The 21,277-nt window shown below is 66.0% G+C and carries 23 protein-coding genes; 15 read left to right on the plus strand and 8 right to left on the minus strand.

The window, feature by feature from the left end; all coding sequences use genetic code 11:
- Window position 1 precedes the first annotated feature (1 nt).
- Entirely contained in the window at window positions 2-1,249 is a 1,248-nt protein-coding gene (gene lysA / locus DMX06_RS01945) for a diaminopimelate decarboxylase (protein WP_110734088.1), read from the minus strand.
- Window positions 1,250-1,258: 9 nt separating this feature from the next.
- The gene (gene lptM / locus DMX06_RS01950; RefSeq protein WP_110734091.1) at window positions 1,259-1,465 is read right to left on the minus strand and encodes an LPS translocon maturation chaperone LptM; all 207 of its coding nucleotides are present in this window, start codon (window positions 1,463-1,465) and stop codon (window positions 1,259-1,261) included.
- A 207-nt stretch (window positions 1,466-1,672) separates the two neighbouring features.
- Between lptM and cyaY the strand changes: the two genes are divergently transcribed.
- The 3 genes from cyaY (at window position 1,673) to rnk (ending at window position 2,792) form a co-directional block, all read left to right on the plus strand.
- The gene (gene cyaY, locus DMX06_RS01955) at window positions 1,673-2,005 is read left to right on the plus strand and encodes an iron donor protein CyaY (protein ID WP_028688616.1); all 333 of its coding nucleotides are present in this window, start codon (window positions 1,673-1,675) and stop codon (window positions 2,003-2,005) included.
- A gap of 1 nt (window position 2,006) precedes the next feature.
- Complete coding sequence (locus DMX06_RS01960) at window positions 2,007-2,225, plus strand: DUF1289 domain-containing protein (protein ID WP_110734093.1); 219 nt, start codon at window positions 2,007-2,009, stop codon at window positions 2,223-2,225.
- Between the two features lie 156 nt (window positions 2,226-2,381).
- On the plus strand, window positions 2,382-2,792 hold the full coding sequence (gene rnk / locus DMX06_RS01965; RefSeq protein WP_110734095.1) for a nucleoside diphosphate kinase regulator: 411 nt from the start codon (window positions 2,382-2,384) through the stop codon (window positions 2,790-2,792).
- Between the two features lie 5 nt (window positions 2,793-2,797).
- On the opposite strand, the gene DMX06_RS01970 is transcribed toward rnk, so the two are convergent.
- From DMX06_RS01970 to DMX06_RS01980, 3 genes are all read right to left on the minus strand, one after another.
- On the minus strand, window positions 2,798-5,662 hold the full coding sequence (locus DMX06_RS01970; RefSeq protein WP_110734097.1) for a class I adenylate cyclase: 2,865 nt from the start codon (window positions 5,660-5,662) through the stop codon (window positions 2,798-2,800).
- Between the two features lie 154 nt (window positions 5,663-5,816).
- Complete coding sequence (locus DMX06_RS01975) at window positions 5,817-6,062, minus strand: TIGR02647 family protein (protein ID WP_050703275.1); 246 nt, start codon at window positions 6,060-6,062, stop codon at window positions 5,817-5,819.
- Between the two features lie 51 nt (window positions 6,063-6,113).
- Window positions 6,114-6,413 carry a hypothetical protein gene (locus DMX06_RS01980; protein WP_110734100.1) on the minus strand — a complete coding sequence of 100 codons (300 nt, stop codon included), beginning with the start codon at window positions 6,411-6,413 and terminating at the stop codon, window positions 6,114-6,116.
- Window positions 6,414-6,559: 146 nt separating this feature from the next.
- Here DMX06_RS01980 and DMX06_RS01985 point away from each other — a divergent pair, with 146 nt between their 5' ends.
- The gene (locus DMX06_RS01985) at window positions 6,560-7,219 is read left to right on the plus strand and encodes a glutathione S-transferase family protein (RefSeq protein ID WP_110734102.1); all 660 of its coding nucleotides are present in this window, start codon (window positions 6,560-6,562) and stop codon (window positions 7,217-7,219) included.
- A gap of 97 nt (window positions 7,220-7,316) precedes the next feature.
- On the opposite strand, the gene argH is transcribed toward DMX06_RS01985, so the two are convergent.
- Entirely contained in the window at window positions 7,317-8,711 is a 1,395-nt protein-coding gene (gene argH / locus DMX06_RS01990; protein WP_110734104.1) for an argininosuccinate lyase, read from the minus strand.
- A 297-nt stretch (window positions 8,712-9,008) separates the two neighbouring features.
- On the opposite strand from argH, the gene DMX06_RS01995 reads away from it, so the two are divergent.
- The 7 genes from DMX06_RS01995 (at window position 9,009) to DMX06_RS02025 (ending at window position 15,490) form a co-directional block, all read left to right on the plus strand.
- The gene (locus tag DMX06_RS01995) at window positions 9,009-9,758 is read left to right on the plus strand and encodes a LytR/AlgR family response regulator transcription factor (RefSeq protein WP_110734106.1); all 750 of its coding nucleotides are present in this window, start codon (window positions 9,009-9,011) and stop codon (window positions 9,756-9,758) included.
- A gap of 167 nt (window positions 9,759-9,925) precedes the next feature.
- Complete coding sequence (hemC, locus tag DMX06_RS02000; RefSeq protein ID WP_110734108.1) at window positions 9,926-10,867, plus strand: hydroxymethylbilane synthase; 942 nt, start codon at window positions 9,926-9,928, stop codon at window positions 10,865-10,867.
- The gene (locus tag DMX06_RS02005; protein ID WP_110734110.1) at window positions 10,864-11,631 is read left to right on the plus strand and encodes a uroporphyrinogen-III synthase; all 768 of its coding nucleotides are present in this window, start codon (window positions 10,864-10,866) and stop codon (window positions 11,629-11,631) included. The genes hemC and DMX06_RS02005 overlap by 4 nt, the downstream gene beginning before the upstream one ends.
- A 46-nt stretch (window positions 11,632-11,677) precedes the next feature.
- Entirely contained in the window at window positions 11,678-12,778 is a 1,101-nt protein-coding gene (locus tag DMX06_RS02010) for a uroporphyrinogen-III C-methyltransferase (RefSeq protein WP_110734112.1), read from the plus strand.
- Complete coding sequence (locus DMX06_RS02015; RefSeq protein ID WP_110734114.1) at window positions 12,775-14,013, plus strand: heme biosynthesis protein HemY; 1,239 nt, start codon at window positions 12,775-12,777, stop codon at window positions 14,011-14,013. The genes DMX06_RS02010 and DMX06_RS02015 overlap by 4 nt, the downstream gene beginning before the upstream one ends.
- A 278-nt stretch (window positions 14,014-14,291) precedes the next feature.
- Window positions 14,292-14,789: a disulfide bond formation protein B gene (locus tag DMX06_RS02020; RefSeq protein WP_110734116.1), complete on the plus strand. Its 498-nt coding sequence runs from the start codon at window positions 14,292-14,294 to the stop codon at window positions 14,787-14,789.
- Window positions 14,790-15,019: 230 nt separating this feature from the next.
- A complete protein-coding gene (locus tag DMX06_RS02025; protein WP_050703285.1) occupies window positions 15,020-15,490 on the plus strand; it encodes an Rsd/AlgQ family anti-sigma factor in 471 nt (156 codons plus the stop codon).
- 1 nt (window position 15,491) lies between these two features.
- On the opposite strand, the gene DMX06_RS02030 is transcribed toward DMX06_RS02025, so the two are convergent.
- Window positions 15,492-16,157, minus strand: coding sequence for an FKBP-type peptidyl-prolyl cis-trans isomerase (locus DMX06_RS02030; protein ID WP_110734118.1), 666 nt, complete (start codon window positions 16,155-16,157; stop codon window positions 15,492-15,494).
- A 224-nt stretch (window positions 16,158-16,381) separates the two neighbouring features.
- Here DMX06_RS02030 and DMX06_RS02035 point away from each other — a divergent pair, with 224 nt between their 5' ends.
- On the plus strand, window positions 16,382-17,464 hold the full coding sequence (locus DMX06_RS02035; RefSeq protein ID WP_110734120.1) for an AlgP family protein: 1,083 nt from the start codon (window positions 16,382-16,384) through the stop codon (window positions 17,462-17,464).
- On the opposite strand, the gene DMX06_RS02040 is transcribed toward DMX06_RS02035, so the two are convergent.
- A complete protein-coding gene (locus DMX06_RS02040) occupies window positions 17,440-17,919 on the minus strand; it encodes a TIGR02444 family protein (RefSeq protein WP_110734122.1) in 480 nt (159 codons plus the stop codon). The genes DMX06_RS02035 and DMX06_RS02040 overlap by 25 nt on opposite strands.
- Window positions 17,920-17,969: 50 nt before the next feature.
- Between DMX06_RS02040 and DMX06_RS02045 the strand changes: the two genes are divergently transcribed.
- The 3 genes from DMX06_RS02045 to DMX06_RS02055 all read left to right on the plus strand — a co-directional run bounded on the left by DMX06_RS02045 (window position 17,970) and on the right by DMX06_RS02055 (window position 21,277).
- Window positions 17,970-19,880, plus strand: coding sequence for an ATP-binding cassette domain-containing protein (locus DMX06_RS02045; RefSeq protein WP_110734124.1), 1,911 nt, complete (start codon window positions 17,970-17,972; stop codon window positions 19,878-19,880).
- Window positions 19,880-20,467 (plus strand): mechanosensitive ion channel family protein, encoded by a 588-nt coding sequence (locus tag DMX06_RS02050; protein ID WP_110734126.1) that lies wholly within the window; start codon window positions 19,880-19,882, stop codon window positions 20,465-20,467. Before DMX06_RS02045 ends, DMX06_RS02050 begins: the two co-directional genes overlap by 1 nt.
- A 177-nt stretch (window positions 20,468-20,644) precedes the next feature.
- Window positions 20,645-21,277: a LysE family transporter gene (locus tag DMX06_RS02055; RefSeq protein WP_110734128.1), complete on the plus strand. Its 633-nt coding sequence runs from the start codon at window positions 20,645-20,647 to the stop codon at window positions 21,275-21,277.

The following is a 21,277-nucleotide window of genomic DNA, read 5'->3' on the forward strand; positions in this document are numbered from 1 at the left end:
TTCACTCCGGCAGCAGGCTTTCGCCGGCGAACAGTTCGGCAATGGTTTCACGGCGGCGCACTTCGAAAGCCTGGTCGCCATCGACCAGCACTTCGGCGCAACGGCCACGGGTGTTGTAGTTGGAGCTCATGACGAAACCATAGGCGCCCGCCGAGCGGACGGCCAGCAGGTCGCCTTCGGCCAGGTCCAGCACGCGGTCCTTGCCCAGGAAGTCGCCGGTCTCGCAGATCGGGCCGACCAGGTCGTAGGCGCGGCCTTCGCCGTCACGGGGCTTGACCGCGCTGACGTCCATCCAGGCCTGGTACAAGGCGGGACGGATCAGGTCGTTCATGGCCGCGTCGATGATGGCGAAGTCCTTGTGCTCGGTGTGCTTGAGGTATTCCACGCGGGTCAGCAGCACGCCGCCGTTTGCGACGATGTAGCGGCCCGGCTCGAACACCAGCGCCAGGTCGCGCTCACCGACGCGCTCGCGGATGGCCTGGATATAGTCGGCCAGCAGCGGTGGCTGTTCGTCGCGGTAGCGCACGCCAACCCCGCCACCGAGGTCCAGGTGGCGCAGATGGATGCCGCACTCGGCCAGGCGATCGACCAGCACCAGCAGGCGGTCGAGGGCATCGAGGAAGGGTTCGACGGTGGTCAGTTGCGAGCCGATGTGGCAGTCGACACCGACCACGTCCAGGTTCGGCAACTGCGCGGCGCGCAGGTAGATGGCCTCGGCGTCGGCGATGGCGATGCCGAACTTGTTCTCTTTGAGGCCGGTGGAAATGTACGGATGGGTGCCGGCGTCGACGTCCGGGTTCACACGTAGCGAAACCGGGGCCGTCTTGCCCATTTCGGCGGCAACGACCTGGAGGCGCTCAAGCTCGTCGGTGGACTCGACGTTGAAGCAGTGCACGCCCACTTCCAGGGCGCGGCGCATGTCTTCACGGGTCTTGCCGACCCCGGAGAACACCACGCGATCGGCGCGCCCGCCAGCGGCCAGGACGCGCTCCAGCTCACCGCCGGAGACGATGTCGAAGCCCGCGCCCAGGCGCGCCAGCAGGTTCAGCACGCCCAGGTTGGAGTTGGCCTTGACCGCGAAACAGACCAGGTGCTCGACCCCTTGCAGGGCGTCGGTATAGCTGCGGTACTGGGCCTCGATGTGGGCGCGCGAGTACACGTAGGTGGGCGTGCCGAAGCGTTCGGCGATCGCCGTCAGGGCCACCCCTTCCGCGAACAGCTCGCCGCCGCGGTAGTTGAATGCATCCATGGGATTTCCTTACTGCGCGGGCGACTCTTCTGGCTGCTCTTGCGGCTGCTCCAGTACCGGTTGCGGCTGGACAGGCTTGGCATGCTGGTGCGATTTGCGCGGGCCTTTGCCGTCCTTGCCGTCTTCCGGCAGGTACAGAGGGCCTTTCTGACCGCAGGCCGAAACGAGGCAGGCAACCGCGACCAGCGCCGCGAGGGAGGAAATCAGGCGTTTCATGGGTGAAATCCTTGGAAATATGCAGTATTGCGCCCGAGTATACCGAGCGCCCACCTGATTGCCTATGCAAGGGTCGGCCCCGCTCGGCGGGCGTGGGCGACCGAAGGGCATGCGGCTTTTTCTTACAGTGATTAGCTTGTAGCTTGAGGCGTTCGCCCTTATCGTGCCCGGCTTGCGTGTGTACAGCCATTTTTCGAGGTCCCTGCAATGAGTTTGAGCGAAGCGCGTTTCCACGACCTGGTCGATGCGACCCAACAGGCCCTGGAAGACCTGTTCGATGAAAGCGGCATGGACCTGGACATGGAGAACTCCGCCGGCGTTCTCACCGTCAAGTTCGACAACGGCAGCCAGCTGATCTTCAGCCGCCAGGAGCCGCTGCGCCAGCTGTGGCTGGCGGACAAGTCCGGCGGCTTCCACTTCGACTACGACGAAGAGAGCGGCAAGTGGGTTTGCGAGAAGAGCGAAGAGTTGCTGGGCGAGATGCTCGAGCGCATCGTCTGGGAACGCGCCGGCGAGAAGCTGGACTTCGACGAGATCTGAAATGAGCGACCTGCCCCGGCCACCGAAGCCGCTCTACAGCAATGTGAGCCCGGCGGTGCCGTCACCTTGTATCAGCATATGTCGGCTGGATGAGCACAAGGTCTGCACCGGCTGCCACCGCCATGTCGAGCATATCCGCGAGTGGCGCTCGGCCGATGACGAGCGGCGCCGGCAGATCTGTCGCGAGGCGCTGGCCCTGAAAGCGCGGGCATCGGCATAGGCACAACGAAGGCGTGGGCTTGAGTATTTGCCCCGCTGTGGTAGTGTCAGGGTCTGCGTCGATGACGCCACAGCATTTCACAAACCCCGCCCTTGGGCGGGGTTTTGCTTTATCTGCCTGTTGAAAATTGCCTGTTCAAAGGAGTCTGACTGGATCATGAGCACCAAGCCTTCCCTCATCCTCACCCGCTTGGACGTGCAGCGTCTCGAGCGCCTGCTCGACGACCTCGATGAAAGCACCCCGGGTGTGCTCGCCCTGCAGGAGGAGCTGGACCGTGCCGAGAAAGTGGTGGGTCACGAGGAAGTCCCGGCCGGCGTGGTGACCATGAATTCGCGGGTGCACTGCCGCGAGAGCGCCAGTGGCAAGGACTACCACCTGACCTTGGTATACCCGAAGGATGCCGGCCCCGAGGGTAATGTCTCGATTCTCGCGCCGATCGGCTGCGCCTTGCTGGGGTTGTCGGTGGGCGACCAGATCGACTGGCCGGCGCCGGGCGGCAAGACCCTCAAGCTGGAGCTGCTGGCGGTCGAGTACCAGCCGGAGGCGGCAGGGGATTTCGATCTCTGAGTTGATCAGGGCTCCAGCCGCGCCTGCAGCTGTTCCAGCCCATCGTTGAGCGCCTGCTCCAGCTCGCGCTTGTAGCGCAGGTACAGGCTGGTGGACCCCTGCTCGTCCCCCAGCAGCTCGGACAGGTCAAGGTCGGTGATGTAGCAGCGGTAACGGCCGCTGCTGCGGCGCTGGCCCAGGATCTGGCGGGCGACCACGGCATACAGCTGGTCGCCGTGCTCCAGTTCGGAAAACTCCTGCTGGTCGCAGTAGAGCGTGACATGCACCCCGTCGCCGGTACCCGCCTGGAGGATCGCCTGAACCTCGTAGTAGGCCTGGTTCTGGCTGTCCATTGGCGTCTGTCGCGGCTCCAGGCTGCGGGCCTTGCCGGTACCGGAGGGCAGCAACTGGTAGTAGAGGATATCCAGCGACGCCAGCGGCAGGCTGTCCAGCGGCAACTGGGCGTCGCGGCGCATCAGCATTGACTGCAGGAAGCGTTGCAGCGGCAGCAGCAGGTGCGGTTCGTCCTGCAGCGGCAGCCGTTGTTGCCAGAGCGCATTGTGCTCGTCGAGCACGTACAGGTCGGCCCAGCCTTCGAGCAGGCGGTAGAACACCTGGATGCAGCCGGGGCGGCCCTGGGCCAGGACCAGCGGCAGGTCGTGGTCCTGCAGGGCGTGGGCGTCCAGGTGCAGCGGGCTGTAGCGGATGCGCTCCTCGCCTAGGGCCGCCAGCACCGCATCGTGGTCGGCGAGGCTGGCCAGGGTAACCTGCGCGGGCTGCAGGTCAAGGATGTGGGTGTACTGGGCCACCTGCAGCAGGTAGCGGTGATTCAGGCCCTGGTCGAGCAGCAGCTGCACGGTGTCGAAGATGTCCTCGACCCGCTGGCTGATGGCCTGGGCGCGGTTGTGGCAGTAGCAGCGCACCCGCACCCGCGGGCGGTGGCTGCGCAGGCCCAGGCTGTTGAGGAAGTCGCGCAGGCAGCGCACCAGCGCATGCTCGCCGTCGTAGCGCTGCACCAGCACCTCGCTCCAGCTGTTGAGGGTGATCTGGTCGAGGGTCAGCACCAGGTTCTCGCGCACCCCTGCGTAGCTCAGCGAGTCGGTGCGCTCGGTGGTCATCAGGATGTTCAGGTCGCGGTGATGGCGCAGCGGATCGACCCCGACATTCACCAGCAGCAGAATCTCGTCGGCCACGCTCGGTTGCAGCAGCCGCACCTCGCTGACCGTCTCCAGCGGGAGGGGGATGCTCTGTTGCAGGCTGCCGATCAGGTTGAACAGTTCGAACTCGCTCAGGTCGCTGGCGCCAGGGTGCAGGGCCAGGCGTGTGCCGCTGTCGATCACGCCGTTGCGATGGGCCCAGGTGAGCAGTTCGAGCAGCTCGCGGCAGCGCTTGATCGGGCTGAAGTGCTCCCACTCGTGCACGCCCAGGTTGCCGTTGTACAGGCCCCAGTGATGGGTGCCCGGTTCCTTGCGGTTGGGCGAGTGCACCAGGGTGAGGGTGTCTTCGGCCAGGTCCGGAGCGATGCCCGGGTTGATCACCTCGATCTTGCCGGCCCGACGCTCGAAGGCGGCGTACAGGCGCCGGCCGAGGACGTTGAGGTCGCGCTGGTCGGCGCGGCTGTTGGCGTTCTGCAGGCGGGCGAACTGGGTCAGGAAGCGGTAGCTGTGGTTCAGCTCGGCCACCAGCTCACGGCGCTCGACCGCCACCTGGCGCACTTTCCACTGGCTGCGGCTGTCGAGCAGCGCCAGCTGGCGCTCGTCCCAGCCCCATTCCTCGGTCAGGCGCCCGAGCAGCTGGCGCTGCCAGCCGCCGCTGCGGGTGCGGCCCAGGTCGCTGAGCTTCTTGTTCACCTTCAGGTACAGGCTGCGCCGCGCCAGCTCCAGGCGTGCCGACTCGCCACGCTGGAGCAGGTAGCGTTCGATGCGCCGGTAGACCATGACGTAGGGGTCGAGCTCGTCCAGGTCCAGCTGGTTGGCGAACACGGCCTGCTTGTAGTCCAGGCTCAGGCAGCGCACTTGCGGGTGCTCGCTGGCGTAGGCCTCGGTGAGCAGCAGCTTTAGCAGCGACTTGTAGGGCGAGTCGATGCCCTTGAACAGCTGCCACAGCCCGGCGCCGACATACTCGCCAGGCGGTATGTGCGCCAGGTTGCCGAGGTCCAGGGCGTCGGTGACGCGGATGAAGCGCTTGGACAGCAGGGTCTGGGTAAAGTCCCGGTAATCATGCTCCTGGTACACCGGCACCAGCCACCACAGCGGCGTGCGCCCGGCCAGCCAGATGGCGGTACGGTAGAACTCGTCGAGCAGCAGGTAATGTTGGGTGGTACCGCAGTCGTCGGAGCTGAGCTGGCTGTCGCGCTCGCCCTGGACGAAGCCGCGTGGCTCGATCAGGAACAGGTGCGCCTCGGCGCCCTGGCTGGCGGCCCAGGCCTCGAGCAGCTGGCATTTGCGCCGCAGGTCGGCCAGAGCCTGCTCATCCAGGTCGGGGGCATGGCAGACCCACAGGTCCATGTCGCTCTGCTCGGCCTGGGCCAGGGTGCCCAGGCTGCCCATCAGGAACAGGCCGTGGATCGGTTGCGGCGGCTTGCCGTGGCGTGGCTTGTAGGTGAACGAGCGGGTCAGGCGCTGGGCCTCGGCCAGCAGGTCGCTGTCGGGCTCGAAACCGGAGACGCCGGCGGGGGTGGTGCCCGAGACATAACCCGGCAGCAGAGGGTGATTGACGTGGAAGAACAGCGGCAACAGGGTGAGGACCTGCTGCTGGCGCGTGGACAGCCCCTCCATTGCCCGTGCCAGGCGGCCCTGGTTGATCTTCAGGAAGCGCGCGCGCAGCTTGGACAGCTCCTTGCGGTCGATGCCTTGGTCGAGATCGGGGCGGATTTCATGGGGGTGATTCATTGCGCACTCAGGCAGGCCGGGGGAGCTCTGGCGAGTTTAGCCTGAGTGGGGCGGTCGGATAAGGGGTTGGTGGCTTTTTGACGTCAGTTTTACAGCGATCCCCTGGGGCTCATCGCGGGGCAAGCCCGCTCCCACGGGGGCGGGCTTGGTGAACTCAGGCAGGCTGCGGAGTTTTAAGCACCCTGAGGAGTAACTGCATACTTTCAGCGGCATCAGTGCCCAGGCTGGTGAGGTAGCCGCCGTCGGGTTGGTCAGTGAGACCTTTGTCGTGCAGGCGCTTGGCGGCGGCGACCAATGCCGGGGAGGCGTCGCTACAAACCTTGATGCCTTCCTGGTGACTGTCCAGGTTGAACTGGGCGAGCACTTCCAGTTCGGCGATCAGTTCGGGATTGAAGGGCATGGGCTACTCCTGACTTCGAGACAAGGATGGAAGTCAGGAGTGTAGTCAGGTTTATTCGATGTCGCCTTGATCCGCCTCAGGTGGCAGCTCCGGCAGGGCGCGCAGGGCGGTTTCATACCATTCGGTGTTGAACGGGCGGTCTTCGTCGAGCATGGCGTCGATCTCGATGGCCAGCACGTGGGCCATGAGGTTGAGGATGTCCTCGCGCTCGTAGCCGACCAGGGTCAGTTTGTTGAACGTGGCCTTGGCCGCCGGCGGCTCGCCGCTTTCGATCTGGTTCTCGATGGCCTGGGTCAGTGTCGCCTCGGCGAAGTCTTCGTCGTCATTGTCGATGTCGGTGGGCTCGCTCATGGCGTTACTCCTGTGGTGGGGGACACAGTTTGCCACGCCTGCGCCAGCAATGCCCGGTCATCGACGCCGGGCATGACGCTGGCCAAGGGTGGGGAAGGGGGCTATAAAAGCCGGGCCAACCCCATACGGCCTTGGAGGCTGTCTCAATGCTCAAGCTTCATGGATTCGCGGTCAGCAACTACTACAACATGGTCAAGCTGGCCTTGCTGGAGAAAGGCGTGCCCTTCGAAGAGGTGCCATTCTTCGGCGGCCAGGCCCCCGAGGCCCTGGCCAAAAGCCCGCGTGGCAAGGTGCCGGCGCTGCAGACCGAGCACGGTTTTCTCAGTGAGACCGGGGTGATCCTCGATTACCTCGAACAGACCCAGCCGGGCAAGGCGCTGCTGCCGGCCGATGCATTCGGGCAGGCCAAGGTGCGCGAGCTGCTGCGGGAGATCGAGCTGTATATCGAGTTGCCGGCGCGTACCTGCTACGCCGAGGCGTTCTTCGGCGCTGCGGTGGAGCCGCTGATCAAGGAACGGGCACGGGCGGACCTGCTGGCAGGCTTCGCTACCCTCAAGCGCAATGGACGGTTCCAGCCATACGTGGCCGGGGAGCAGCTGACCATCGCCGACCTGATGTTCTGCTTCTCGGTCGACCTGGCCTGTGCGGTGGGCAAGAAGGTGCTGAGCATCGACTTCCTGGCGGATTTCCCGCAAGCGACGGCGTTGCTGGAGAAACTGCGCGAGAACCCGCACATGGCGCGGATCGTGGCGGACAAGGACGCGGCGATGCCTGCGTTCCTCGAAATGATCAAGAGCAAGCGCTGAGGCCACAAACGATCGCGGGGCAAGTCGCATCGGCGCACCGCCGCTCCCACGAGCCTGAGCGAGGCTGGTGGGAGCGGGCTTGCCCCGCGATTGTGGTTTAGCGCGAAGCCAGCAGGGCCTTGCCGCGAATCACTGCCGCGCGTACTTGTGCCGGCGCGGTGCCGCCGATGTGGTTGCGGGCATTGACCGAACCTTCCAGGGTCAGCACGGCGAACACGTCCTGCTCGATCTGGTCGCTGAACTGGCGCAGCTCATCCAGGCTCATCTCGGCCAGGTCCTTGCCGGTATCGACGCCGTACTTCACCGCATGGCCGACGATCTCGTGGCAGTCACGGAACGGCAGTCCGCGGCGCACCAGGTAGTCGGCCAGGTCCGTGGCGGTGGAGAAACCGCGCAGGGCCGCTTCGCGCATGATCGCGTGCTTGGGCTTGATCGCCGGGATCATGTCGGCGAAGGCGCGCAGCGAGTCGCGCAGGGTGTCGGCGGCGTCGAACAACGGCTCCTTATCTTCCTGGTTGTCCTTGTTGTAGGCCAGCGGCTGGCCCTTCATCAGGGTCAGCAGGCCGGTCAGGGCGCCGAACACGCGGCCGCTCTTGCCGCGTACCAGCTCCGGCACGTCCGGGTTCTTCTTCTGCGGCATGATCGAGCTGCCGGTGCAGAAACGATCAGGCAGGTCGACGAACTGGAACTGGGCGCTGGTCCACAGCACCAGCTCTTCGGAGAAGCGCGACAGGTGCATCATCGCGATGCTGGCCGCCGAGCAGAATTCGATGGCGAAGTCGCGGTCCGAGACGCTGTCCAGCGAGTTGCCGCCCACGGCTTCGAAGCCCAGCAGCTTGCAGGTCAGTTCGCGGTCGATCGGGTAGGTGGTGCCGGCCAGGGCGGCGCTGCCCAGGGGCATGCGGTTGGCGCGCTTGCGGCAGTCCACCAGGCGCTCGTAGTCGCGGCTGAGCATTTCGAACCAGGCCAACAGGTGGTGGCCGAAGGTCACCGGCTGCGCGGTCTGCAGGTGGGTGAAACCGGGCATGATGGTCTCGGCCTCGCGCTCGGCCTGCTCCAGCAGGCCCTGCTGCAGGCGGGTGATCTCGGCCAGGATCAGGTCGATCTCGTCGCGCAGCCACAGGCGGATGTCGGTGGCCACCTGGTCGTTGCGGCTGCGGCCGGTGTGCAGCTTCTTGCCGGTGATGCCGATGCGGTCGGTCAGGCGCGCTTCGATGTTCATGTGCACGTCTTCGAGGTCGACGCGCCAGTCGAAGGTGCCGGCCTCGATTTCGCCCTGGATGGTCTTCAGGCCATCGATGATGGTGTCGCGCTCGGCATCGCTGAGTACGCCGACCTGCGCCAGCATGGTGGCGTGGGCGATCGAACCCATGATGTCGTGGCGGTACAGGCGCTTGTCGAAATCGACCGAGGCGGTGAAGCGGGCGACGAAGGCGTCGACGGGCTCACTGAAGCGGCCGCCCCAGGACTGATTGGTCTTGTCGGTGCTCATGGATTCACTCGTTGAAGGCGTGAACGGAAAAAGTGCCGCGATCATAGCAGGGTTGCGCCCGCCGCCGCAGGGCGCTGGTCGCGAGAATCGTCCGGTTACAAGGGGGTGCGGCATATTCAACGATTGAACGGCAGTGTTCCACGGAGCGTCTACAGTTGGACAAAGGACTGGTGGTGAATCTGCCAGGCCAGTGAATCTTTGGCCTTCGCACCGGTCTGTAGCGTGACCGCGTTTCGGTCGCCCCACACTTGTCTACGCTATACCCGTGCGAGACTCACTCAGGAATCCAGCGCAATTATGAATGTCCTGATCGTTGATGATGAACCCCAGGCCCGCGAGCGCCTGAGCCGGCTGCTTGGCGAGCTGGAGGGTTACACCGTGATGGAGCCCAGCGCCACCAACGGCGAGGAGGCCCTGACCTTGATCGAAAGCCTCAAGCCCGATGTGGTGCTGCTGGATATCGGCATGCCGGGCCTCGATGGCCTGCAGGTCGCCGCCCGGCTGTGCGAGCGCGAGTCGCCGCCGGCGGTGGTGTTCTGCACCGGCGACGATGAATACGGCAGCGAAGCCTTCAGGGACAGCACCCTGAGCCATGTCGAGAAGCCTTTCCAGCCGCAGGCCCTGCGCGACGCCCTGCGCCGGGCAGAAAAGCCCAACCGTGCCCAGCTGGCGGCGTTGACCCGTCCTGCCGGCGAGGCCGGCGGTGGCCCGCGCAGCCATATCAGTGCACGTACCCGCAAGGGCATCGAGTTGATCCCCATTCCCCAGGTCATCTACTTTATCGCCGACCACAAGTACGTCACCCTGCGCCATGAAGCGGGCGAAGTGCTGCTCGACGAGCCGCTCAAGGCCCTGGAGGACGAGTTTGGCGAGCGCTTTGTGCGCATCCACCGCAACGCGCTGGTTGCCCGTGAGCGCATCGAACGGCTGCAGCGCACGCCGCTTGGGCACTTCCAGCTCTATCTCAAGGGCCTGGATGGCGACGCCCTGACCGTCAGCCGCCGCCATGTGGCGGGAGTGCGCAAGATGATGCAGAGCTTGCACTGAATACCTGTTGGTAGCGTGGGAGCGGGCTTGCCCCGCGATGAGGTGTTGCCCGCCATCGCAATCGCGGGTCAAGCCCGCTTCCGCGTGGCGCTTTGCTGATCTGAATCTGCGGGAACAGCTGGAGGAGCTGTTATCATCGACCGCATTTCTCTGGATCGGTGCGTTTCATGTCCACTCGCGAAATCCGCATTGCCACCCGTAAAAGTGCCTTGGCCCTGTGGCAGGCCGAATACGTCAAAGCCCGCCTGGAACAGGCGCATCCCGGCCTTCTGGTGACCCTGGTGCCAATGGTCAGCCGCGGCGACAAGCTGCTCGACGCGCCGCTGGCGAAGATCGGCGGCAAGGGCCTGTTCGTCAAGGAGCTGGAAACCGCCCTGCTCGACAACGAGGCCGACATCGCCGTGCACTCGATGAAGGACGTCCCCATGGACTTCCCCGAGGGCCTTGGCCTGTACTGCATCTGCGAGCGTGAAGACCCGCGCGACGCTTTCGTTTCCAGCACCTTCGCCAGCCTCGAGGCCTTGCCGGCCGGCAGCATCGTCGGCACCTCCAGCCTACGGCGCCAGGCCCAGTTGCTGGCGCGCCGTCCCGACCTGGAAATCCGCTTCCTGCGCGGCAACGTCAACACCCGCCTGGCCAAGCTCGATGCTGGCGAATACGACGCCATCATCCTCGCCGCCGCCGGCCTGATCCGCCTTGGCTTCGAAGACCGCATCACCGCCTCCATCAGCGTCGACGACAGCCTGCCGGCGGGCGGCCAGGGCGCGGTGGGCATCGAATGCCGCAGCGCCGATGCCCAGATCCATGCCTTGCTTGCGCCGTTGCACCATGCCGACACCGCCGACCGGGTGGTGGCCGAGCGAGCCCTGAACAAGCGCCTTAATGGCGGCTGCCAGGTGCCGATCGCCTGCTACGCGGTGCTCGAAGGCGAGCAGCTGTGGCTGCGTGGCCTGGTCGGGCAGCCCTCCGGCGGCACCTTGCTGGTGGCCGAGGCCCGGGCGCCGCGTGCCGATGCCGAGCGCCTGGGCGTGCAGGTTGCCGAGGACCTGCTCGGGCAGGGCGCCGAAGCGATCCTCAAGGAAGTCTACGGCGAGGCCGGTCACCCGTGAGCCCCTGGCGCCTGCTGCTGACCCGGCCTGAAGAGGACTGTGCGGCGCTGGCGCAGACCCTGGCCGATGCGGGCATCGCCAGTGCCAGCCTGCCGTTGCTGGTGATCGAGCCGATCGCGCCGGACCCTGCGCAGTTGCAGCGCCTGCGGGCGATAGGCGAGGCCCAGGCCATCATCGTGGTCAGCAAGCCGGCGGCTCGCCTGCTGCTGGAGCAACTCGCCCAGGCGGGGGTGACGCCACCGTCCGCCGGCTGGTTCACGGTGGGCGAGGCGACGGCGCGGATCCTTCAGGATCACCGGTTGCAGGTGGCCTTTCCGGCGGCCGGCGACGACAGCGAAGCCTTGCTCGCATTGCCCGACCTGCGCGAGGCTATCGCCGGGCCGGCACCCCGCGTCCTTGTCGTGCGCGGCGTCGGAGGTCGTGAACTGCTGGCCGAGCGTCTTGCCGAGCAAGGTGCTAGTGTCGATTATCTGGAATTGTATCGCCGCTGCCTGCCGCACTACCCCGCCACGACCCTCGCCCAGCGCATCGATGGGGAACGCCTCAATGGCCTGGTGGTCAGCAGTGGGCAGGGTCTGGAACACTTGCATCGACTGGCGGGTGCGGATTGGCCGCGGTTTTCCCGCTTGCCGTTGTTCGTGCCCAGCCCCCGCGTGGCCGATCAGGCCCGAGCGCTTGGGGCGAAAGACATTGTGGATTGCCGTGGCGCCAGCGCCACGGCCTTGCTGGCAGCCGTGCAGCGAACCGCTGCGCCTGCCCCTTAAGGCGCTAAGCTAGAGAGCGATGCGCCACCATGCAAAGGATGGATACGTGAGCGAAACTGTCTTGTCCAACACCGAACAGCCCGCGGCGCCCGAAGCGTCGCAATCCGCCACCGTCAAGCCCGCCCGACGCTCCGGCAACGGCTTGGCGCTGCTGGCCCTGCTGCTGGGCGCCGCCGGCGTCGCGGTCGGCGGCTGGGGCGCCTGGCAGGTCCGCCAGCTGCAAGGCAGCGAGCACGACCAGGGTGAACACCTGCAAGCGCTCAATCAGCGCGCCGACGCGCTCCAGCAGCGCGAGCAGCAGCTCAGTGCGCAGCTGGGCAGCCTGCCGGCGGCCAGTGAGCTGGAAGACCGCCGGCGCCTGGTGGCGCAACTGCAGGGTGACCAGCAGCGCCTGAGCCAGCGCCTGGAGACCGTGCTCGGGGAGAGCCGCAAGGAGTGGCGCCTGGCCGAGGCCGAACACCTGCTGCGCCTGGCCACCCTGCGTTTGTCGGCGTTGCAGGACATCACCAGCGCCAAGGCGCTGGTCGAAGGTGCCGATGAGATCCTTCGCGAGCAGAGCGACCCCGGCGCCTTCGCCGCCCGCGAGCAGTTGGCCCGCAGCTTGGCGACGCTCTCCAGCACCGAGCAGCCGGATCGCACCGGGCTGTTCCTCAAGCTCGCCGCGCAGCGTGAGCTGGTGCAGCAGCTCAGTGCCCAGTCGCCGGAATTCGACAGCAAGGCCGACGCCATGGGCGCGCTGACCGCCGATGGTGACGGTGCCAGTCGTTGGTCGCAGTGGTGGGCCGAGATCTCCAAGTACTTCCAGATCGAGTTCAATGCCGATGACAACGTCCGCCCGCTGCTGTCCGGGCAGTCGCTCAACCAACTGCGCCTGGCCCTGAGCCTGACCATCGAGCAGGCGCAGTGGGCGGCGCTCAATGGCGAGGCCAAGGTCTATGCCCAGGCCCTGGACGATGCGCGCAGCGTGTTGCTGGCCAACTTCAACCCGGACAACCCGCAAAGCAAGGCGATGCTCGACAACCTCAACCAGCTGGCCGAACAGCCGGTGTCGGTGGTCACGCCTGACCTGAGCGAGAGCCTCGCCGCGGTGCAGGCCTATATCCAGCGTCGCCACCTGCCGGCTGCCGCCGAGGGGGGCAAGCCATGAAGCGTGTCTACCTGCTGGCGGTATTGGCGATCGTCGTCGCCGCGGCGTTGGGCATCGCGATCGCCAAGCACAGTGGCTACGTGATGATCGCCTACGGCAGCTTCCGCTACCAGTCGGGACTGTGGGCGGCGCTCGGCGCGCTGGTCGGCATCATCCTGTTGCTGTTGCTGGCGCGTTACCTGGTCGGGCTGGTGCTGACCTCGTCCGGGGTGGTCAACCCGTGGTCGCGACGCAACCGCAGCCGCCGCACCCGTATCGCCGTCGAACAAGGCCAACTGGACCTGGCCGAGGGGCGCTGGGCGAGCGCCCAGCGCCACTTGCAGCGTGCTGCCGAGTCCGATCGCCAGCCGTTGCTCTACTACCTCGGCGCCGCGCGTGCCGCCAACGAACAGGGGCGGGTCGAGGAGCGCGACAATCTGCTCGAACGCGCCCTGGAGCGCCAGCCCCAGGCCGAGCTCGCCGTCGCCTTGACCCACGCCCAACTGCAGATGGACCGGGGCGAGAGCGAGGGTGCGCTGGAGGCCCTGCAGGCGATGCAGGAGCGTCACCCGCACAACGCCCAGGTGCTGCGCCTGTTGCAGCGCCTGCACCTTGAGCGCGGCGACTGGCCGGCGTTGATCCGCCTGCTGCCGGACCTGCGCAAGCACAAGGTGCTGCCTGCGGCGGAACTTGCCGACCTGGAACAGCGCACCTGGGGTCAGAACCTGGGCCTGGCGGCGACCCGTGGCGAGGATCCGCAGACGGCACGCCAGGCGCTCGAGCGCGCCTGGCAGCAGCTGACCAATGCCCAGCGCCAGGAACCGCAACTGGTGTCTGCATACGCCGAGCAACTGCGTCAGGTCGGTGCCCAGGGCGAGGCCGAGCAGGTGCTTCGCGGCGCGCTCAAGCGCGGCTACGAAAGCCACCTGGCGCGTCTGTACGGGCTGGTGCGCGGCGATGATCCGGCACGCCAGCTGCAGACGGCCGAAGGCTGGTTGAAAGAACACCCGCAGGATCCGAGCCTGCTGCTTACCCTCGGGCGGCTGAGCCTGCAGAATCGCTTGTGGGGCAAGGCGCGTGACTACCTTGAGAGCAGTCTGCGCATGGAGCGCAATCCGGAAACCTGTGCCGAGCTGGCACGCCTGCTGGCCGGACTTGGCGAGACCGAACGGAGCAATCAGCTGTTCCAGGAGGGGCTGGGGCTGCTGGATGAGCGCCTGCTGGCGTTGCCATTACCGGAGGGTGTTCGGGCCTGAGGGAACCGCCCTGGCCTGCAGACACCGGCGTCGCTGGCACTTGCAGATGCGATGTGTTGTCAGCGGGGCGTCGCAATATCTGATGAGTAATGACTCAAGACGCCCTCCTCGTGGAGGGTGTCGAACTTTCCTTCGCTCGTGTCGGAATGTTCCCACTTTCCGTGAAAATGATTCCCTATCCATTCAGCGACTTGTCTGCACTGTAGCGCCTTGATACAAAGCGCCCCTTTCCTCTACCGTTTCAACCCACTTTCCTCATTTTCGGATCACCTCTACCCATGTCGCTGGCCTGCTTGCGCAGCTCGTTCCTTCCCGCCTTCCTGGCCGCCATGGCCGTGCTGGTCGCTTCGTTCCGCCTCGAAAATGTGGTCGGCCTGGACCCCTGCGCGTTGTGTTTCAGCCAGCGCCTGATGCTTGGGTGCTTTGCGCTGGCCTGCCTGGCCGCCGCCATCCATGCCGGCGGTCGCCGCGTGCATGCCTGGCTGGCCCTGTTGTTCTCGTTGGGCGGGGCCTTGTTGGCAGGCCGGCATGTCTGGCTGCAGGCCGAACCGCTGCCGGTCAGTGGTTGCCACCTGCCCCTGGCGCATCTGGTGGAACGCCCCTGGAGCGAGATCCTGCAGGCGTTCCTGCTGGGCAGCCCGGACTGCGTGTCGGTCACCTGGAGCTTCCTCGACCTGACCCTGCCGGAATGGAGCCTGCTGGCGTTCCTGTTGCTGGCGGCGGCGCCGTTGTCGTGGCTGGTGCTTTATCGATTGCGCCATGACGCGGCAGGTTGATCCACGGCAATGCACCTGGGATTGCGCGACCAGCGGTGGCCGACGGCGGGATTAAACGCTTGTATGAACTTAGTCTGCTGCGTACCTTGAAGGGCAGGTCACACGGGAATAATCTCCCAGCACGCTTACCGAAAATACAACTGCTCGATGCCGTTTGCTGACGTCACCTTTGTGCCACGGTGTTGTGTCGCGAGGTGCAGCGGCATCTACCCAGAAGGGAAGAGATCGCCATGCTCGATAGTTGCCAGAACGCCCAGGAACGCTGGGGCGGTGTTCACAAGCTGATCGATCGTTGGCTGGAGGAGCGCCAGGAGTTGGTGCATGCCTTCCGCGCCTTGCGCGATGCCAAGCCGGCCTTTGCCGACAAGGACAAGAACCGCGATTTTTGCGCGCTCCTGGTCGACTATGTCTCGGCCTGGCACTTCGAAGTCAGCGAGCAGCTGGTCAGCGAAGCCAAGGCCTTTGGCGATACCAAGGCCCTGGAGCTTGCCACACAGATAAACCCGCGTATCGATGACAGCACCCAGATCGCGCTGGCTTTCAATGACCATTGCGAGAAGGGCGAGTGCACCGACCCCGAGCGCTTCGCGGACAAGCTGGGCAAGCTGGGCGGCCTGTTGCGAGAACGCTTCGAGCTGGAGGACTGCCTCATCGAAGTGCTGCATACCGCGCACAAGGAAGAGGACGCGCTGCAGGCCTGATTCAGTCGGCCACGTCCAGCAGTTCGATCTCGAACACCAGTGGGGTATAGGGTGCGATCAGGTCACCCGCACCGTCGGCGCCATAAGCTTGCGCCGACGGGATCACCAGGCGCCATTTCGCCCCCGCCTTCATCCGTGGCAGCGCCACCTGCCAGCCCTCGATCACCGAGTCCAGCTTGAACCATTGCGGTTGCAGGTTCTGGTCGAACACCGTGCCATCCGGCAGTTTCCCCACATAGCGCACTTGCACGCGACCGCTGGCCTTGGGTTGCGCGCCGTTGCCGCTGGCCAGCTCGCTGTAGAGGATGCCCTCGGGCAGCTCGCGTACCCCGGCCTTGGCCCGCTCGCCGGCGATGAAGCGTTTTTCCGCTTCCATCAGCTTGTCCACCTGGGCCTGTTCGGCGGCGGCGTTGGCTTGCGTCTCGTGCTGTTCGAGGATGGCCTGCATGCGTGACTTGGCAATGCGGGGCGGCTCACCCTGGTAGGCCTGGCGCAGGCCTTCGACCAAGGCGTCGAGCTGCAGGCCGGGGACTTCCTGGCGCAGGCGTTCGCCCAGGCTGGCACCGAGGCTGTAGGCCAGGTCGCTGTCGTTGGCGGGGGCGGTTTCGGCGTTGGCCAGGGAGAGTGGCATCACCAGGCACAGGCCCAGAATCAGATAACGAGGCATGGACGGTTCCTGCGGTAAAGAGCGCAAAGTATGCCAGCGTTGTTGGGCGAAGATGTGTAAATATCGGCAGTGCACTAATGGGCAACTACACTTGTTTCCAGCTGCAAGACAACAACTTTGCCCAGGCATGCAACGCGGCGCTACTGAGACTGTCAACATGCCCTAGCGGCGGTAGCAGCAGAAGCATAGTATGAGCCGCACTCTCGTCAGCCAGGAGGTAAACCATGTCGGCCAAGAAAAAAGCAGTCAGTACGCCGTTGCACCTGCTCCAGCAACTTTCGGGGAGCTTGCTCGAACATTTGGAAGATGCCTGCTCCCAAGCGCTGGCGGATGCCGAGAAACTGTTGGCCAAGTTGGAAAAACAACGTGGCAAGACCCAGGAGAAACTGCACAACGCTCGCCTGAAGTTGCAGGACGCCGCCAAGGCCGGTAAAGCCAAGGCTCAGGGCAAGGCGCAAAAAGCCGCGGGTGAACTTGAACACTTGCTCGATTCGCTCAAGGATCGCCAGGCCCAGACCCGAACTTACATCCAGCAACTCAAGCGTGATGCCCAGGAAAGCCTGAAACTGGCCCAGGGTGTTGGCAAAGTGCGTGAGGCGGCCGCCAAGGCCCTGGACTCGCGTACGACGGCGCCGAAAGCCGCCGCGAAACCCGCGACCAAGCCTGCCGCCGCCAAGGCACCGGCGAAGACCGCCGCCGCGAAACCTGCTGCCAAGCCAGCAGCCAAGCCTGCTGCCAAGCCAGCAGCCAAGCCAGCAGCCAAGCCTGCTGCCGTCAAGGCACCGGCGAGGACTGCCGCCGCGAAACCTGCCGCCAAGCCAGCGGCCAAACTGGCTGCCGCCAAGGCACCGGCGAAGACCGCCGCCGCGAAACCCGCAGCCAAGCCAGCGGCCAAACCGGCTGCCGCCAAGGCGCCGGCGAAGACTGCTGCCGCGAGGCCAGCAGCCAAACCGGCCGCCGCCAAGGCCCCGGCGAAGACCGCCGCCGCGAAACCAGCCGCCAAGCCAGCGGCCAAACCAGCTGCTGCCAGGGCCCCGGCGAAGACCGCTGCAGCGAAACCAGCAGCCAAGCCAGCGGCCAAGCCTGCCGCCGCCAAGGCCCCGGCCAAGCCAGCAGCGGCCAAACCTGTAGTCAAGCCAACAGCCAAACCGGCCGCAGCCAAAGCTCCGGCCAAGCCTGTCGCCAGCAAGCCTGCCGAAAGCAAGCAAGCCACGCCGGCCGCCAGCGCCTCCCCGGCGCCTGCGACCAGCGCGGCCACGCCTGCGGCAACCGGCACTCCGGCTCAGTCGTCGACTTCGGCGTCCTGAAGCCCACGGGCCGCGGCGCGCAGCTGATGCAGCGCGTCGTGGTCCCGGGCCTGGCCCGGTGCCAGCCGGGTCAGCCAGTCCTGCGCGGCGCCTGCCTGCGCAGGCCATTCACGCGCCAGCGCCTCCAGGCGCTCCAGCAAGGTGCGTTCAGCCTGTAACTCCAGCCCCTTGACCTGTTCACGCAGCACGCTCAGTTGCGGATCGGCCAACGCGTGTTCGCGCCACTGCCGACGCAGTGCGCGCAGCGGCGTCACCACATCGCGTTGCCAGGGGCCGGCCAGGGCCTGCAGGGCGGCGATCCGCTGTTCATCGGCGGCCACGCCGCGGGCCTGCAGCCAGGTGCCGCAGAGCAGCAGGCAGACATCGCCGCCCAGTTCCTGGAGGGCCAGGCTGGCAGCCTCGACGCCTGGCCGGGCATACAAGGCCAGGGCGTGATTCCACAGGTCGGTGTGCATGGTTTCACTCGCGCCAGTGATCGGCGAAGCTGGTAGACTCCGCGACCATCATGATCAGACTATCGAACCTCACTTTACAGCGTGGTCCCCAGCGCCTGCTAGAAGGCGCCGAGATGACCCTGCACACCGGTCACAAGGCCGGCCTGATCGGCGCCAACGGCGCTGGCAAATCCAGCCTGTTCGCCCTGCTGCGCGGTGAGCTGTCGCCCGATGCCGGCGATTGCCTGCTGCCCGGCGACTGGCGCATTGCCCACATGCGCCAGGAGGTCGACACCCTCGACCGCATCGCCGTGGACTATGTGCTCGACGGTGATGCCCGCCTGCGCAAGGTCCAGGCGGATCTCGCGGCCGCCGAGCAGGCCCACGACGGCACCGCCCTGGCGCGCCTGCACAGTGAGCTGGACAGCGCCGACGGCTACACCGCCGATGCCCGTGCGCGCAAGCTGCTGGCCGGCCTGGGCTTCAGCAACGAGCAGATGGACCGCCGCGTCGGCGACTTCTCCGGTGGCTGGCGGATGCGCCTGAACCTGGCCCAGGCACTGATGTGCCCGTCCGATCTGCTGCTGCTCGACGAGCCCACCAACCACCTGGACCTCGATGCCATCCTCTGGCTGGAGGAGTGGCTCAAGGGCTACCCGGGCACGCTGCTGCTGATCTCCCACGACCGCGACTTCCTCGATGCCGTGGTCGACCATGTGCTGCATGTCGAGCAGCGCAAGCTCAATCTCTACAAGGGCGGCTACAGCGCCTTCGAGCGCACCCGCGCCGAACGCCTGGCGCAACAGCAGCAGGCCTACGAGAAGCAGCAGGCGCAGCGCGCGCACATGGAAAAGTACATCGCCCGCTTCAAGGCCCAGGCCACCAAGGCCCGCCAGGCGCAGAGCCGGATCAAGGCCCTGGAGCGCATGGAGGAGCTGTCGGCGGCTCACGTCGATTCGCCGTTCGACTTCGTCTTCCGCGAGTCGGAGAAGATTTCCAGCCCGTTGCTCGACCTGTCCGAAGGCCGTCTGGGCTATGGCGACAAAGCCATCCTTGAGAAGGTCAAGCTGCAGCTGGCGCCGGGTGCGCGCATCGGCCTGCTCGGCCCCAACGGCGCCGGTAAGTCGACCCTGATCAAGAACCTCGCCGGCGAACTGCAGCCGTTGTCCGGGCGCCTGGTGCGCGGCGAGAACCTCGCCGTCGGCTACTTCGCCCAGCACCAGCTCGACTCGCTGGACGACAAGGCCAGCCCGCTGCTGCACCTGCAGCGCATCGCCCCGGGTGAGCGCGAGCAGACCCTGCGCGACTTCCTCGGTGGCTTCGATTTCCACGGCAATCGTGTCGACGAGCCGGTGGTGAACTTCTCCGGTGGCGAAAAGGCCCGCCTGGCCCTGGCGCTGATCGCCTGGGAGCGGCCGAACCTGCTGCTGCTCGACGAACCGACCAACCACCTGGACCTGGAGATGCGCCTGGCGCTGACCATGGCCTTGCAGGAGTTCGCCGGCGCCGTGGTGGTGGTCTCCCACGACCGTCACCTGCTCAAGAGCACCACCAACGACTTCCTGCTGGTGGCCGACGGCAAGGTCGACACCTTCGACGGTGACCTGGACGACTACAGCCGCTGGCTGGGGGAGTTCCGCCAGCGCAACGCGCCAGTGAGCAGCACGCCGGCGAACCCGGACAAGACCGACAAGAAGGCCCAGCGCCAGGCCGCAGCGGCCTTGCGCCAGCAATTGGCCCCGCACAAGAAGGCGGCCGACAAGCTGGAGGCCGAGCTAAACCAGGTGCACCAGCAACTGGCCGAGATCGAGACTGCCTTGGGCGACAGCGGTTTGTACGAGGCCTCGCGCAAGGATGAGCTGCGTGATCTGCTGGCCCGTCAGACCAAGCTCAAGCAACGCGAAGGCGAGCTTGAGGAAGCCTGGATGGAGGCCCTGGAAACGCTGGAAAGCATGCAGGCCGAGCTCGAGGCGCTGTCCTGATGGAGGAGCTGCGTTCGCTGCTGCCCGGGCAGTGGATGGACACGTTCTGGCTGGGGCTGCAGATCCTGCTGATCCTGATCGTCGCGTTCGTCCTGCAGCGCATGGTCGCCCGCGGGTTGCGCAGCCTGGGCGAGCGCTACCCGTTGCCGCACGAGCTGATGGTGCCGGTGCGCGGCGCCCTGCGCTGGCTGATCATGGGCAGCGCGCTGCTGTTCGTGCTGGAGCGTCTGGGGGTGTCGGCCACGGTGCTGTGGACGGCGTTGTCGGGCTTTGTCGCGGTTGCAGCGGTGGCGTTCTTCGCCATCTGGAGCGTGCTGTCCAACCTGCTGTGCGCGGTGCTGATCTTCACCGTCGGGCCGTTTCGCATCGGCGATGTGGTCGAGCTGGTCGACACCCTCGACAAGCCGGGTGTGAAGGGCCGGGTGATCGCCATCAACCTGCTGTATACCACGCTGATGGAAACACCGGAGGCGGGTGGGGCGCTGGTACAGGTGCCGAACAGCCAGTTCTTCCAGAAGGCCGTGCGCCGTTGGCGGGGCGCCGAGGCTTCGGTGGCACTGCAAGAGGCACCTGTCGAGGGCGATTGACAGGGCGCTGCTCGTTGCAATCGCGGGGCAAGCCCGCTCCCACGCCCGGGTACTGTTGGATGGCTGGCGTGGGAGCGGGCTTGCCCCGCGATCGTTTCAAGCAGAAAAACCACTGGTTATTTTTTCGCCAGCACCGTAGCTTAACGTTTTGCAATAAATGTTCGAGCGAGGTGTGCGATGTCGATGGAAACGTGGTTGGCCTTCTTTGCCGCGTGCTGGGTGATCAGCCTGTCGCCGGGTGCCGGGGCCATTGCCTCGATGTCCAGCGGGCTGCAGTACGGTTTCTGGCGTGGTTACTGGAACGCCCTGGGCCTGCAACTGGGCCTGATCGTGCAGATCGCCATCATCGCCGCCGGTGTCGGCGCCATCCTCGCCGCGTCGGCCACCGCCTTCCAGGTCATCAAGTGGTTCGGCGTCGCCTACCTGGTCTACCTCGCCTACAAGCAATGGCGCGCCCTGCCGTTGGACATGAGCGACGAGTCCGGCGTGCGGCCGATCGGCAAGCCGTTGAGCCTGGTGTTCCGCGGCTTCCTGGTCAACGTCAGCAACCCCAAGGCGCTGGTGTTCATGCTGGCGGTGCTGCCGCAGTTCATCAACCCGCACGAGGCGTTGCTGCCGCAGTACGTGGCCATCACCGTGACCATGATCAGCGTCGACCTGCTGGTGATGGCAGGTTATACCGGGCTGGCTTCGCGGGTGCTGCGCCTGTTGCGCACACCGAAGCAGCAGAAGCGCCTGAACCGCACCTTTGCCGGGCTGTTCATCGGCGCGGCGACGTTCCTCGCTACCTTGCGTCGCGCGCCGCTTTGA

The organism is Pseudomonas mosselii (genome assembly GCF_003205295.1).
Classification (GTDB): Bacteria; Pseudomonadota; Gammaproteobacteria; order Pseudomonadales; family Pseudomonadaceae; genus Aquipseudomonas; species Aquipseudomonas mosselii_B.

Bases quoted from the DNA above. Each gene is read 5' to 3' on its own strand.
- lysA (WP_110734088.1), bottom strand. From the start codon at position 1,249: ATGGATGCATTCAACTACCGCGGCGGCGAGCTGTTCGCGGAAGGGGTG.
- lptM (WP_110734091.1), bottom strand. From the start codon at position 1,465: ATGAAACGCCTGATTTCCTCCCTCGCGGCGCTGGTCGCGGTTGCCTGC.
- cyaY (WP_028688616.1), top strand. From the start codon at position 1,673: ATGAGTTTGAGCGAAGCGCGTTTCCACGACCTGGTCGATGCGACCCAA.
- DMX06_RS01960 (WP_110734093.1), top strand. From the start codon at position 2,007: ATGAGCGACCTGCCCCGGCCACCGAAGCCGCTCTACAGCAATGTGAGC.
- rnk (WP_110734095.1), top strand. From the start codon at position 2,382: ATGAGCACCAAGCCTTCCCTCATCCTCACCCGCTTGGACGTGCAGCGT.
- DMX06_RS01970 (WP_110734097.1), bottom strand. From the start codon at position 5,662: ATGAATCACCCCCATGAAATCCGCCCCGATCTCGACCAAGGCATCGAC.
- DMX06_RS01975 (WP_050703275.1), bottom strand. From the start codon at position 6,062: ATGCCCTTCAATCCCGAACTGATCGCCGAACTGGAAGTGCTCGCCCAG.
- DMX06_RS01980 (WP_110734100.1), bottom strand. From the start codon at position 6,413: ATGAGCGAGCCCACCGACATCGACAATGACGACGAAGACTTCGCCGAG.
- DMX06_RS01985 (WP_110734102.1), top strand. From the start codon at position 6,560: ATGCTCAAGCTTCATGGATTCGCGGTCAGCAACTACTACAACATGGTC.
- argH (WP_110734104.1), bottom strand. From the start codon at position 8,711: ATGAGCACCGACAAGACCAATCAGTCCTGGGGCGGCCGCTTCAGTGAG.
- DMX06_RS01995 (WP_110734106.1), top strand. From the start codon at position 9,009: ATGAATGTCCTGATCGTTGATGATGAACCCCAGGCCCGCGAGCGCCTG.
- hemC (WP_110734108.1), top strand. From the start codon at position 9,926: ATGTCCACTCGCGAAATCCGCATTGCCACCCGTAAAAGTGCCTTGGCC.
- DMX06_RS02015 (WP_110734114.1), top strand. From the start codon at position 12,775: ATGAAGCGTGTCTACCTGCTGGCGGTATTGGCGATCGTCGTCGCCGCG.
- DMX06_RS02020 (WP_110734116.1), top strand. From the start codon at position 14,292: ATGTCGCTGGCCTGCTTGCGCAGCTCGTTCCTTCCCGCCTTCCTGGCC.
- DMX06_RS02025 (WP_050703285.1), top strand. From the start codon at position 15,020: ATGCTCGATAGTTGCCAGAACGCCCAGGAACGCTGGGGCGGTGTTCAC.
- DMX06_RS02030 (WP_110734118.1), bottom strand. From the start codon at position 16,157: ATGCCTCGTTATCTGATTCTGGGCCTGTGCCTGGTGATGCCACTCTCC.
- DMX06_RS02035 (WP_110734120.1), top strand. From the start codon at position 16,382: ATGTCGGCCAAGAAAAAAGCAGTCAGTACGCCGTTGCACCTGCTCCAG.
- DMX06_RS02040 (WP_110734122.1), bottom strand. From the start codon at position 17,919: ATGCACACCGACCTGTGGAATCACGCCCTGGCCTTGTATGCCCGGCCA.
- DMX06_RS02045 (WP_110734124.1), top strand. From the start codon at position 17,970: ATGATCAGACTATCGAACCTCACTTTACAGCGTGGTCCCCAGCGCCTG.
- DMX06_RS02050 (WP_110734126.1), top strand. From the start codon at position 19,880: ATGGAGGAGCTGCGTTCGCTGCTGCCCGGGCAGTGGATGGACACGTTC.
- DMX06_RS02055 (WP_110734128.1), top strand. From the start codon at position 20,645: ATGTCGATGGAAACGTGGTTGGCCTTCTTTGCCGCGTGCTGGGTGATC.